The organism is Arthrobacter sp. Soil_C_60, assembly GCF_057656375.1.
Window position 1 is genome coordinate 210,999 of sequence record NZ_JBDGKM010000001.1, and the last position, 13,681, is coordinate 224,679.

Annotated in this window: 8 protein-coding genes; all 8 read left to right on the top strand. The window is 64.6% G+C overall.

Annotated elements, in window-relative coordinates; translation table 11 throughout:
• Positions 1 to 144 precede the first annotated feature (144 nt).
• Entirely contained in the window at positions 145 to 3,663 is a 3,519-nt protein-coding gene (gene rpoB, locus AC3A4M_RS01070; RefSeq protein ID WP_498733301.1) for a DNA-directed RNA polymerase subunit beta, read from the top strand.
• Positions 3,664 to 3,777: 114 nt separating this feature from the next.
• On the top strand, positions 3,778 to 7,671 hold the full coding sequence (locus tag AC3A4M_RS01075) for a DNA-directed RNA polymerase subunit beta' (RefSeq protein WP_498733303.1): 3,894 nt from the start codon (positions 3,778 to 3,780) through the stop codon (positions 7,669 to 7,671).
• A 281-nt stretch (positions 7,672 to 7,952) separates the two neighbouring features.
• Positions 7,953 to 8,708, top strand: a complete 756-nt coding sequence (locus AC3A4M_RS01080) for an IclR family transcriptional regulator (protein WP_498733305.1) — start codon at positions 7,953 to 7,955, stop codon at positions 8,706 to 8,708.
• Between the two features lie 104 nt (positions 8,709 to 8,812).
• Positions 8,813 to 10,003: a 4-hydroxybenzoate 3-monooxygenase gene (locus AC3A4M_RS01085; RefSeq protein WP_498733307.1), complete on the top strand. Its 1,191-nt coding sequence runs from the start codon at positions 8,813 to 8,815 to the stop codon at positions 10,001 to 10,003.
• Between the two features lie 37 nt (positions 10,004 to 10,040).
• Positions 10,041 to 10,886: a protocatechuate 3,4-dioxygenase subunit beta gene (gene pcaH / locus AC3A4M_RS01090; RefSeq protein WP_139005728.1), complete on the top strand. Its 846-nt coding sequence runs from the start codon at positions 10,041 to 10,043 to the stop codon at positions 10,884 to 10,886.
• Positions 10,886 to 11,458 carry a protocatechuate 3,4-dioxygenase subunit alpha gene (gene pcaG / locus AC3A4M_RS01095; protein WP_498731094.1) on the top strand — a complete coding sequence of 191 codons (573 nt, stop codon included), beginning with the start codon at positions 10,886 to 10,888 and terminating at the stop codon, positions 11,456 to 11,458. The genes pcaH and pcaG overlap by 1 nt, the downstream gene beginning before the upstream one ends.
• Before the next feature lie 6 nt (positions 11,459 to 11,464).
• Positions 11,465 to 12,889, top strand: a complete 1,425-nt coding sequence (locus AC3A4M_RS01100) for a lyase family protein (RefSeq protein ID WP_498733309.1) — start codon at positions 11,465 to 11,467, stop codon at positions 12,887 to 12,889.
• Positions 12,886 to 13,680: an alpha/beta fold hydrolase gene (locus tag AC3A4M_RS01105; protein ID WP_498733311.1), complete on the top strand. Its 795-nt coding sequence runs from the start codon at positions 12,886 to 12,888 to the stop codon at positions 13,678 to 13,680. The genes AC3A4M_RS01100 and AC3A4M_RS01105 overlap by 4 nt, the downstream gene beginning before the upstream one ends.
• Position 13,681: the final 1 nt, after the last annotated feature.

The following is a 13,681-nucleotide window of genomic DNA, read 5'->3' on the forward strand; positions in this document are numbered from 1 at the left end:
CTTTGCCACGCCTTCCTGTATTTAACAGGAATCCGGGCGGGCCTGGATCATATAGCGGATCCGGTCTGGTTGTGCTTGGCATCTCATGATGCCGGTAGTGCGGAAGCGCGTACAAGCCTGAAGGTCTGTGGAAGGATCCCTCTCTTGGTCGCCTCGAGCACCTCTAATACTGATACCGCTAACAGCCTGCTTGACGCTTCATCGAACGATGGCGCCACCCGCAGGATCTCATTCGCTAAGATTCACGAACCTCTGGACGTTCCCAATCTTCTCGCCCTGCAGACCCACAGCTTCGATTGGCTGGTCGGCAACGAGCGCTGGAAGACCCGCCTTCAGCAGGCGCTGGCCGAAGGCCAGAAGGGCATGGCCACCACGTCGGGTCTGGCGGACATCTTCGAAGAGATCTCCCCGATCGAGGACTTCCAGGGCACCATGTCCCTGAGCTTCTCCGAGCCGGAGTTCGCTGATCCGAAGTACACGATGGCGGAGTGCAAGGACCGCGACGCCACCTATTCCGCTCCGCTGTACGTCAAGGCGGAGTTCATGAACAACAACACGGGCGAAATTAAGCAGCAGACCGTGTTCATGGGCGACTTCCCGCTGATGACCGACAAGGGTACCTTCGTCATCAACGGCACCGAGCGTGTTGTCGTCTCCCAGCTGGTCCGTTCCCCGGGCGCCTACTTCGAGCGTTCCGCCGACAAGACCAGTGACAAGGACATCTTCACCGCCAAGATCATCCCGTCCCGCGGTGCATGGTTCGAGCTGGAGATCGACAAGCGCGACCAGGTCGGCGTACGCCTCGACCGCAAGCGCAAGCAGTCCGTCACCGTCCTGCTGAAGGCCCTCGGCTGGACCGAAGGCCAGATCCTGGAGACCTTCGGCGAGTACGACTCCATCCGCGCCACGCTGGAGAAGGACACCACCGAGACCCAGGAAGACGCACTCCTGGATATCTACCGCAAGCTCCGTCCGGGCGAGCCGCCCACGGTGGAAGCTGCCCAGTCCCTGCTGGACAACCTCTACTTCAACCCGAAGCGCTACGATCTGGCCAAGGTTGGCCGCTACAAGATCAACCGCAAGCTGGGCATCGACAAGCCGCTGGATGATCCGGATGCATCGGTTCTGAACAATGACGACATTGTCGCCATGATCAAGTTCCTCGTAGCCCTGCACGCCGGCGAGAAGTCCATCTCGGGCAAGCGCGACGGCGAGGACCACGAGATCCGCGTCGAGGTCGACGACATCGACCACTTCGGCAACCGCCGCATCCGCGCCGTCGGCGAACTGATCGAGAACCAGGTCCGCACCGGTCTTTCCCGCATGGAGCGTGTCGTCCGCGAGCGGATGACCACCCAGGACGTGGAGGCCATCACTCCGCAGACCCTGATCAACATCCGTCCCGTTGTGGCAGCCATCAAGGAGTTCTTCGGAACCTCCCAGCTGTCCCAGTTCATGGACCAAAACAACCCGCTGGCCGGCCTGACGCACAAGCGTCGTCTGTCCGCGCTGGGCCCGGGTGGTCTGTCCCGTGACCGTGCAGGCATGGAAGTCCGTGACGTCCACCCGTCGCACTACGGACGTATGTGCCCCATCGAAACCCCTGAAGGCCCGAACATCGGCCTGATCGGTTCGCTGGCTTCCTACGGCCGCATCAACGCCTTCGGCTTCATCGAGACCCCGTACCGCAAGGTCGTGGACGGCCTGGTCACCGACCAGATCGACTACCTGACCGCGGATGACGAGATCGAGGCCGTGATCGCCCAGGCCAACGCGCCGCTGGACGAGGACAACCGCTTCTCCGAAGAGCTGGTCCTCTGCCGCGAACGCGGTGGCGGCGGCGAGCCGATCCTGACCGAGCCGACCGAGATCGACTACATGGACGTTTCCCCGCGCCAGATGGTGTCCGTGGCAACCGCCCTGATCCCGTTCCTCGAGCACGACGACGCCAACCGCGCCCTCATGGGTGCGAACATGCAGCGCCAGGCTGTGCCGCTGCTGCGTTCGGAAGCTCCGCTGGTCGGTACCGGCATGGAGCGCTACGCCGCTGTTGACGCAGGTGACTCCGTGGTTGCCGCGAAGGCCGGTGTGGTCACCGAGGTTTCGGCTGACATGGTCACTACCTTGAACGACGACGGCACCGAAACGCACTACCCGATCATGAAGTTCGCGCGCTCCAACCAGGGCAACGCCTACAACCAGCGCGTGCTGGTTGCCGAAGGCCAGCGGGTTGAGGTCAAGAGCATCATCGCCGACGGTCCCTCCACGGACCAGGGCGAACTGGCTCTGGGCAAGAACCTGCTCGTTGCGTTCATGTCCTGGGAAGGCCACAACTACGAGGATGCGATCATCCTGAGCCAGCGCATCGTCTCCGACGACGTGCTGACCTCCATCCACATCGAGGAGCACGAGGTTGACGCCCGCGACACCAAGCTTGGTGCCGAGGAAATCACCCGCGACATCCCCAACGTGAGCGAAGAGGTCCTCTCCCAGCTGGACGAGCGCGGCATCATCCACATCGGTGCCGAGGTTGAAGCGGGAGACATCCTGGTTGGCCGTGTGACCCCGAAGGGTGAAACCGAGCTGACTCCGGAAGAGCGCCTGCTGCGCGCCATCTTCGGTGAGAAGTCCCGCGAAGTCCGCGACACGTCGCTGAAGGTTCCGCACGGCGAGTCCGGTACGGTCATCGGCGTGCGCATCTTCGAGCGCGACAACGACGACGAACTGCCCCCGGGCGTGAACCAGCTGGTCCGCGTCTACGTGGCACAGAAGCGTAAGATCACCGACGGCGACAAGCTCGCCGGCCGCCACGGCAACAAGGGCGTCATCTCCAAGATCCTGCCGATCGAGGACATGCCGTTCATGGAAGACGGTACTCCGGTCGACATCGTCCTGAACCCGCTGGGTGTTCCGGGCCGTATGAACGTCGGACAGGTACTGGAAGTCCACCTTGGCTGGGTCGCCAAGCAGGGCTGGACCATCGAAGGGGACCCGGATTGGGTCAAGAACCTGCCGAACCTGCCCCGCGAAAGCGGTTCCACCACCGTGGCCACCCCGGTATTCGACGGTGCTTCCGAGCATGAGATCACCGGCCTGCTGGACTCGACCAACGTGACCCGCGACGGCGAACGCCTGATCGGTTCCTCCGGCAAGGCGCGTCTGTTCGACGGCCGCTCCGGCGAGCCGTTCCCGGACCCGATCTCCGTGGGCTACATGTACATCCTGAAGCTGCACCACCTTGTCGACGACAAGATCCACGCACGCTCCACCGGTCCGTACTCCATGATCACCCAGCAGCCGCTTGGTGGTAAGGCCCAGTTCGGTGGCCAGCGCTTCGGTGAGATGGAAGTGTGGGCTCTGGAAGCCTACGGTGCCGCGTACACCCTGCAGGAACTCCTGACCATCAAGTCCGATGACATCCACGGCCGCGTCAAGGTCTACGAAGCCATTGTCAAGGGCGAGAACATCCCCGAACCGGGTGTTCCGGAGTCCTTCAAGGTCTTGATCAAGGAAATGCAGTCGCTGTGCCTGAACGTGGAAGTCCTTTCCACCGACGGCACCACGATTGAAATGCGTGACTCGGATGAAGAAGTCTTCCGGGCCGCGGAGGAACTGGGTATCGATCTGTCCCGTGCAGAGCCCAGCTCCGTCGAAGAGGTCTAGATGAGCGGGCTGGCACGGAACCTTCGGAACCCGTGCCGGCTGCCGCCGTCGTACCTCTTTCCGTACCCGACACAAGACATTCAGATTTAGAGAACAAGAGAGAACAGGGACCATATGTCCAGCGAATCCTCCTTCGGCCTCATGCGAATTGGCCTTGCCACCGCGGAAGAAATCCGCGACTGGTCTTACGGCGAGGTCAAGAAGCCGGAAACCATCAACTACCGCACCCTCAAGCCCGAGAAGGACGGACTCTTCTGCGAGAAGATCTTCGGCCCGTCCCGGGACTGGGAATGCTACTGCGGTAAGTACAAGCGCGTGCGCTTCAAGGGCATCATCTGCGAGCGTTGTGGCGTTGAGGTCACCCGCGCCAAGGTACGCCGTGAGCGCATGGGCCACATCGAACTGGCCGCACCTGTCACGCACATCTGGTACTTCAAGGGCGTGCCCTCCCGTCTGGGCTACCTCCTTGACCTGGCACCGAAGGACCTCGAAAAGGTCATCTACTTCGCCGCCTACATGATCACCAGCGTGGACGAAGAGCGCCGCCACGAAGAACTGCCGAACCTGCAGGCCGAACACGACCTGGAGAAGAAGCAGCTCTCCGACACCCGCGACTCGGACATCGCCGCGATCGCCCGCGACCTGGAAGACGAGCTTGCCCGTCTCGAGGGCGAAGGCGCCAAGGCACCAGAGAAGAAGAAGGCCCGCGACTCCGCCGACCGCCAGATGGCCAATGTCCGCAAGCGCGCGGATGCCGACATCGAGCGCCTCGAGCAGGTCTGGGACCGCTTCAAGAACCTCAAGGTCGCCGACCTCGAAGGTGACGAGGGCCTGTACCGCGAACTGCGCGACCGCTACGGTCTGTACTTCGAGGGCTCCATGGGTGCCGAGTCGATCAAGAAGCGCCTGGAAACCTTCGACATGGTTGCCGAGGCAGAGTCCCTGCGCGACACCATCAAGAACGGCAAGGGCCAGCGCAAGACGCGTGCCCTGAAGCGCCTGAAGGTTGTCAACGCGTTCCTGACCACCACCAACAGCCCGCTGGGCATGGTGCTGGACGCCGTCCCGGTGATCCCGCCGGAACTGCGCCCGATGGTCCAGCTCGACGGTGGCCGTTTCGCCACCTCGGACCTGAACGACCTGTACCGCCGCGTGATCAACCGCAACAACCGCCTGAAGCGCCTGCTGGATCTCGGTGCCCCCGAGATCATCGTGAACAACGAAAAGCGCATGCTTCAGGAAGCTGTTGACTCGCTGTTCGACAACGGCCGCCGCGGCCGTCCGGTCACCGGACCGGGCAACCGTCCGCTGAAGTCGCTGTCCGACATGCTCAAGGGCAAGCAGGGACGTTTCCGTCAGAACCTGCTGGGTAAGCGCGTTGACTACTCCGGCCGTTCGGTCATTGTTGTCGGCCCGCAGCTGAAGCTGCACCAGTGTGGTCTGCCCAAGCAGATGGCGCTGGAGCTCTTCAAGCCGTTCGTGATGAAGCGCCTGGTTGACCTCAACCACGCGCAGAACATCAAGAGCGCCAAGCGCATGGTGGAGCGTTACCGTCCGCAGGTTTGGGACGTGCTCGAAGAGATCATCACCGAGCACCCCGTCCTGCTGAACCGTGCACCAACCCTGCACCGCCTGGGCATCCAGGCCTTCGAGCCGCAGCTCGTTGAAGGTAAGGCTCTCCAGCTGCACCCGCTGGTTTGTGGCGCGTTCAACGCTGACTTCGACGGCGACCAGATGGCAGTCCACCTGCCGCTGAGCCCCGAAGCGCAGGCTGAAGCCCGCATCCTGATGCTGTCCTCGAACAACATCCTGAAGCCGTCGGACGGCCGTCCGGTCACCCTGCCCTCGCAGGATATGATCATCGGTCTGCACCACCTGACGACCAAGCGCGAAGGTTCAGCAGGCGAAGGCCGCGTGTTCACCTCGCCGGCCGAAGCCATCATGGCGTTCGACGCCGGGGAACTGCACCTGAACTCCGTGGTCAAGATCCGGATCTCCACCGGGTACGTGCCCAGCCCGGACCAGCCGGCTCCGGAAGGTTGGGAAGACGGCCAGCCGGTGCTCCTCGAGACATCGCTGGGCCAGGTCATCTTCAACCAGACGCTGCCCGATGACTACCCCTGGGTAGAGAAGGTTGCGGACAAGGGCCAGCTCTCCACGATCGTCAACGATCTGGCCGAGCGCTACCCGAAGGTTGTTACGGCGTCAACGCTGGACAACCTGAAGGATGCCGGTTTCTACTGGGCTACCCGCTCCGGTGTAACCGTGGCTATCTCGGACATCGAGGCACCGGCCGAGAAGCCCGCCATTATGGAGGGCTACGAAGCGCAGGCTGCCAAGGTTGAGTCCCAGTACGGCAAGGGCCTGATTGCGGATGACGAGCGCCGCCAGGAACTGATCGACATCTGGAACAAGGCCACCAACGAGGTTGCCGACGCGATGCGCAAGAACATGACCAAGGAGAACACCATCAACCGCATGGTGTCTTCGGGTGCACGTGGTAACTGGCTGCAGGTCCGCCAGATTGCCGGTATCCGTGGTCTGGTGGCTAACCCGAAGGGTGAAATCATCCCGCGTCCGATCAAGTCCTCCTACCGCGAGGGCCTGTCGGTTCTGGAATACTTCATCGCTACCCACGGTGCCCGTAAGGGTCTTGCCGATACCGCTCTGCGTACCGCCAACTCGGGTTACCTGACCCGTCGTCTGGTGGACGTGTCCCAGGACGTCATCGTCCGCGAAGAGGACTGCGGTACCGAGCGCGGCCTGAACACCCCGATTGCAGTAGCGGACGCCAACGGCGAGCTGCACCTGCATGAGGACGTGGAGAACTCGGCTTACGCACGTACCCTCGCCACCGACGTCGTTGACGCCGACGGCAAGGTACTGGCTGCGGGCGGTTCCGACGTGGGCGACGTGCTCATCCGCGAGCTGTTCGACGCCGGCATCACCGATATCAAGGTCCGCTCCGTACTCACCTGTGAGTCCGCCGTCGGTACCTGTGCACTGTGCTACGGCCGCTCCCTGGCCACGGGCAAGACCGTGGACATCGGCGAGGCCGTCGGCATCATCGCGGCACAGTCCATCGGTGAGCCCGGTACCCAGCTGACCATGCGTACCTTCCACACCGGTGGTGTTGCCTCTGCAGGCGATATCACCCAGGGTCTGCCGCGTATCCAGGAGCTCTTCGAAGCACGTACCCCCAAGGGTGTTGCTCCGATCTCCGAGGTTGCCGGCCGTGTCACCATCGAGGACGGGGAGCGCCAGATGCGCCTCATCGTCACTCCGGATGACGGCTCCGAGGAAATCGCCTACCCGGTGCTGCGCCGTGCGCGTCTGCTGGTCGAAGACGGCCAGCACGTCGAGGTCGGCCAGCAGCTGGTTGTCGGTGCCATCGACCCGAAGCAGGTTCTGCGTATCCTCGGCCCGCGCCAGGCACAGAAGTTCCTGGTAGACGAGGTCCAGCTGGTGTACCGCAGCCAGGGTGTTGGTATCCACGACAAGCACGTCGAGGTTATCGTCCGCCAGATGCTCCGCCGCGTGACCGTCATCGAATCCGGTGAAACGGATCTGCTGCCGGGCGAACTGGCAGAGCGCAGCCGCTTCCAGAAGGAGAACCGCAAGGCGGTATCCGAGGGCAAGACCCCGGCCAACGGCCGTGACGAGCTCATGGGTATCACCAAGGCCTCGCTGGCGACCGAGTCGTGGCTGTCCGCGGCTTCCTTCCAGGAGACCACCCGCGTCCTGACGCAGGCGGCCATGGAAGGCAAGTCGGATCCGCTGCTGGGTCTGAAGGAGAACGTCATCATCGGTAAGCTGATCCCGGCCGGTACCGGCCTGGACCGCTACAACAACGTCACCGTTGAACCGACTGAGGAAGCAAAGGCCAACCTGTTCACCGGCCCGAGCGCGTTCAGCGACTTCGATTACCCCGGTGTCGACGGCGGTCTGACCCCCGAGTTCCACGCCATCCCGCTGGATGACTACGACATGGGCAACGACTACCGCTAGGAACCGGACCCGGGCGTGCCGGCAATGCCGCCACCCCGGGGCCTCTAGGCACGTAGCAACAGAACACCCCTTGTACCCGGAAACGGGCGCAAGGGGTGTTCTGCGTTTAACCGCGGAGCCGCTTCCGGGTTTTGAGGCCAAGGGCCGCCCGGCCCGGGGCTCCCGGCCGTGGCTCTTGAACGCGAGATCGTTCCGTGGCTCCGAGATCGTCCCTTGCACGAGAGCCGGTGTACCGGCAGGGACGTTCCCGCGGGAACCGGCTGTTGTGAGAACCTGTTGCCATGGCCAATTCGCGTTCGGGTGACTCCATGCTGGAGCGGTTTGTACGCATCCTCAGCGCTTTCGATGCCACCCGGTCGTCCATGAGCGTGGCCACCCTGTCGCGGCGTGCCGAGGTGCCGCTGGCCACCACCTACCGGCTGGTGGACGAAATGGCCCGTCATGAACTGCTGAGCCGGGAGCCGTCGGGGGAGGTCCGGCTCGGCCTGCGGCTGTGGGAGCTGGCCAACCGCAGCTCGCCGGCGCTCGATCTGCGCCAGGCAGCCATGCCCTTTATGGAAGACATCCAGTCCGTGGTCCGCCAGCACACCCAGCTGGCCGTCCTCAAAGACGATGAAGTACTGATCATCGAGCGGCTCTCGAGCAGGGGATCGGTGGTCAACCAGGCCAAAATCGCCGGCCGGATGCCGGTACACCGCACGGCGATGGGCATGGTGCTGCTGGCCTATGCCCCCAACCATGTGCAGGAATCCTACCTCGCCCGGCACCCCGAAGCGGTCGCCGTGGTGGACGCGGTTTCCTTCGACTTCCGCCGGCATCTGGCGGACATCCGCAAGCGCGGCTATGCCGCCTTCGATGGCCGGGTGGACACCGACACCACCGGCCTGGCCGTTCCCGTTCTGGGCAAGCACGGGCAGGCCATCGCCGCGATCGGCGTGGTACTGCCGCTCGGCCTGGAAAACCTGACCGCGATCGTTCCGGTGCTGATGGCCGGGGCCCGTGGCATCGCCCGCGCAGTGGGGGAACTGCCGGACTAACGGCCTGTCGTAATTCTCATTCAATGCGAACGGGGGCGCGGGAACGCTGTCGCCGCAGTCACACTGGTTCAAGACGTGCCCCACATTCCTCGAGGAGATTCTCTATGGCTGCCAATGCTCAGATCATCAAGACCCAGGTCGGGATTGTCGGCGGCGGCCCGGCCGGTCTTTTGCTCTCGCACCTGCTGGCGAAGAGCGGCGTCGAGAACATTGTGGTTGAATCCCGTGACCATGACACGATCACCCACACCCATCGCGCAGGCATTCTTGAGGCAGGCTCGGTCAAGCTCCTCACCGATACCGGCGTGGACGGCCGCGTGCTGACCGAGGGCGACGAGCATGCCGGCATCGATCTGCGGTTTAACGGCGAGTCGCACCCGTTGGACTTCCGCGATCTGGTTGACGCCACCGTCACCCTGTACGCGCAGAACGAAGTATTCGTCGATCTGGCTGCGGCGCGCAAGCGCGACGGCGGCGACGTACGTTACGAATCCGAGGTCACCGAGGTGTTTGACCTGGAAACCGAGACCCCGAAGTTCCGTTTCTCCGACAAGGACGGCGCCACGATCGAGGTCCACTGCGACATCCTCGTGGGCGCAGACGGCTCCCGCAGCTTCTGCCGCCGCGCCGTTCCCGGCACCCAGGACTACAAGACCGAATACCCTTTCGCCTGGTTCGGCATCCTCGCCGAAGCACCGAAGAGCGCCCCGGAACTGATCTACGCCAACTCCCCGCACGGCTTCGCGCTGATCTCCCAGCGGAGCGAGACCGTCCAGCGCATGTACTTCCAATGCAGCCCGGACGAGGACGTCAACCAGTGGAGCGATGACCGGATCTGGACCGAGCTGCAGAAGCGCGTGGACGGACCGGACGGGTTCCAGCTGAAGACCGGCCCGATCTTCGACAAGACGGTGCTGGGCTTCCGCTCCTTCGTCCGCGAACCGCTGAGCCACGGGCGCATGTTCCTGGTCGGCGACGCCGGCCACACCGTTCCGCCCACCGGTGCCAAGGGCCTGAACCTCGCGCTGGCCGATGTGAAGGTCCTCTTCGAGGCGATCGACTCCTTCTACTCCACCAAGGATGACGCGCTGCTGCAGGGGTACTCGGACCTGGCGCTCAAGCGCGTCTGGAAGGCGCAGAACTTCTCCTACTGGATGACCTCCATGCTGCACACCTCGCCGAACGCGGATCCGTTCTCGCTCAAACGCGCGCTCGGGGAGCTGGAGACCGTGACCAGTTCGCGCTACGGGCAGCAGTACCTTGCCGAGTCCTACACGGGCTGGCCGCACAGCTAATCACCATCCACAAGCACCTTAAGAGAGGAGCGCGACCATGACAGCAAATACCGACGAGACGTTTGACGAGAGCCACGTGATCGAAAATGACAGCGCCGTGATTGATTCCGACGCAGCCGCTGACAGCCAGGACTTCATCACCAACCAGATCACCAAGATCCACGATGAGTACCAGCAGGGCAAGGCCGAGGGGAAGCCGGAGGAAACGCAGCCGCGGATCGACTTCGCCCCGTACCGCAGCTCCGTGCTGCGCCACCCCACGAAGGACCTGCACCACGCGGATCCGGAGACCATCGAACTGTGGTCGCCCGCCTTCGGTCACCGCGACGTGCACGCGCTGGAGGCGGACCTGACCATCCAGCACAACGGCGAGCCCCTCGGTGAGCGCATCGTGGTCCGAGGCAAAGTGCTCGACGGCGCCGGCCGGCCGGTCCGCAACCAGCTGGTGGAAATCTGGCAGGCCAACGCCGCCGGCCGCTACATCCACAAGCGCGACCAGCATCCGGCCCCGATCGATCCGAACTTCACCGGCGTCGGCCGCTGCCTGACCGGTGACGACGGCTCGTACGAGTTCACCACCATCAAGCCGGCACCGTACCCGTGGAAGAACCACCACAACGCGTGGCGCCCGGCGCACATCCACTTCTCGCTGTTCGGTACCGACTTCACCCAGCGCATGATCACGCAGATGTACTTCCCGGGCGATCCGCTCTTTTCCCTGGATCCGATCTACCAGTCCATCACGGACCAGAAGGCCCGCGACCGCCTGGTCGCCACCTACGACCACAATGTCACCAGCCACGAGTGGGCCACCGGCTACACCTGGGACATTGTGCTCTCCGGCAGCAACCGCACCTGGATGGAAGACGAGGACGCAGAGTAATGACGCAGAACTCCACACAGCTTGTAGCAACCCCCGGCCAGACCATCGGCCCGTTCTACGGTTATGCGCTGCCGTACGAGAAGGACAGCCAGTTGGTCCACCGGGCGCACCCAGGCTCCATCCGGCTGCACGGCGTGGTCTACGACGGCCAGGGCGCACCCATCCCGGACGCCCTGCTGGAAATCTGGCAGGCCGACGAAAGCGGTGTCATTTCCCGTGAGACCGGCTCGCTGGTACGCGACGACCACACCTTCACCGGCTTCGGCCGTGTGGCGGTGGACAACGAAGGCCACTACACCTTCACCACGGTCAACCCGGGCGCCACCCAGGAGGGCAAAGCCCCGTTCATCTCGCTGGTGGTTTTCGCCCGCGGCCTGCTGAACAAGCTGCACACCCGCATCTACCTGCCCGAAGACACCGAGGCCTTGGCCAAGGATCCGCTGCTTTCCTCGCTGCCGGAGGAGCGCCGCAAGACCCTGATCGCCACGCGCGAGGCCAACGGAGACCTGTATTTCGACATCCGCCTGCAGGGTGAAAACGAGACGGTCTTCCTGAGCTACCCGGGAGCATAACTACACATGAATCCAGCGGATAACGCTGATTTCGGGCTGCTGTCCCCGGCTACGGCCGGGACAGCAGCGTCCCGTTTAACCAGTGATTACCAGTTCATCCAGGCCATGCTCGACGTCGAACTCGAATGGGTCCGCGTCCTCGCCGATGCCGGCTATATCGACGCCGGACTCATCCACGCGGTCGAAGCGGCCTCCACCGCCGAACAGTACGATGCGGCGTCGCTGGCCGAACGCGCCCAGGGCGGCGGCAACCCCGTCATCCCACTGCTCGGCGACCTGCGCGCACGGGTGAAGGAGTCCTCACCCGCGGCCGCGGCGGCGATCCACAAGGGCGCCACCAGCCAGGACATCCTGGACAGCGCCCTGCTGCTGATGGCCAACCGCACCCTCGACGTCATTCTCGCGGACCTGAAGACCGCCGCTTCGGCGCTGGCGCGGCTGGCCGACACGCACCGTCGCACGGTCACGGTGGCACGCACGCTGACCCAGCACTCGCTGCCGAGCACGTTCGGGCTCAAGGCCGCGAACTGGCTCTCCGGCATCGGACAAGCCGGTGTGCAGCTGTCCGAGGTGGCCGGCAGGCTGCCGCTGCAGTGGGGCGGCGCTGCCGGAACCATGGCGGCGCTGACCTCCGTGGCCGCCAAGGGTCCCCAAAACAAATCCGCAAACAACGACGGCGGGGCGCTGGCTTTGGCGGCGCAGCTCGCCGAACGTCTGGGGCTGGCCGATCCGGTGGCGCCGTGGCAGACCAACCGGCTGCCGGTCACCGCGCTGGCCGCATCCCTGGCCGATGTGCTCGCCGCTGCGGGCAAGGTGGCCAACGACGTGCTGCTGCTCAGCCGCCCCGAATTCGGCGAACTCTCCGAACCCCGGGCGGAAGGGCGCGGGGTTTCCTCGGCCATGCCGCAGAAGCAGAACCCGGTGCTCTCCGTCCTGATCCGCAGTGCAGCCCTGGCCGCGCCGGGCCACCTGGCCCAGGTCCAGGCCGCCGCGGCGGGAGCCATCGACGAACGGCCGGATGGTTCCTGGCATGTGGAGTGGCAGGCCCTGCGCCAGCTGCTGCGCCTGGCCGGGGGAGCGGCCGCCAAGCTGGCCGAACTCGCGGACGGCCTGGTGGTGCACGCGGACCGGATGCAGGACAACCTGGCCATCACCGGTCCACTGGTCGTCAGCGAGAAGATCATGGCCACCGTCGCCCCGCTGCTGGACGAGGGCGTGCCCGGATCGGGCAAGCCCAAGGTGCAGACGCTGGTCAACGAGTCCCTCTCCGGCGGAACACCGTTCGCGCAGCTGCTGCGCGGTGCCGTGCCGGAGGACAAGCTGCCGGATGCGGATCTGCAGGCGCTGCTGGACCCGGCCGGCTATCTGGGCCAAAGCAATGAACTGATCACCCGGATCATTGAACATTTTTCAGATTGGAGCCAAGCATGACCATTCCCCAGATCACCCCCACGCTGCTGTCCGAGGGCCGCGGCAAGCCGGTCCTGATCGCCGGCGCCGGCCTCGGCACAGGCACCAAGGCCCTGTGGATCGACACCGTGCCGTTCCTGGATGACTTCCAGGTAGTCGGCGTGGACCTGCCCGGCCACGGAGCCAGCCCCGCCTCCACCGAAACCTTCACCGTGGCCGAGCTCGCCTCCGGCGTCGTCAATGCGGTGGAGAAGCTGCGCGCGGCTGGCGACATCGCCGCGGAACAGAAGATCTATTACGCCGGCGTCTCGCTAGGCGGCGCCCTGGGGCTGCAGCTCGGACTGGACTACCCGGAGTTCTTCGCCGGCATCGGCGTCATCTGCTCGGGCGCCAAGATCGGCGAACCGCAGTCCTGGCTGGACCGCGCAGAGACCGTGCGGGCGTCCGGGACGCCCACCATGGTGACCGGATCGGCGCAGCGCTGGTTCGCCCCGGGCTTCATCGAGAAGAACGCGGAAGCCACCACCCGCCTGCTGCACACCCTGCAGGACGCGGACCGCTTTGCCTACGCGCACTGCTGCGAGGCGCTGGCCGGCTTCGACGTGCGCGGGCAGCTCGGCGAAATCTCCACCCCGGTGCTGGCGATTGCCGGCGGCCAGGACGAGGTCTGCCCGCCGCCCTTCGCCGAAGCAACGGCGGCCGGCGTACGCAAGGGACGCGCCGCCGTCGTCGATTCGGCAGCCCACCAGGCGCCGCTGGAGGCGCCGGAGGAAACGGCCAAGCTGCTGCGCGAATTCTTCCTCGCCGGCTAGC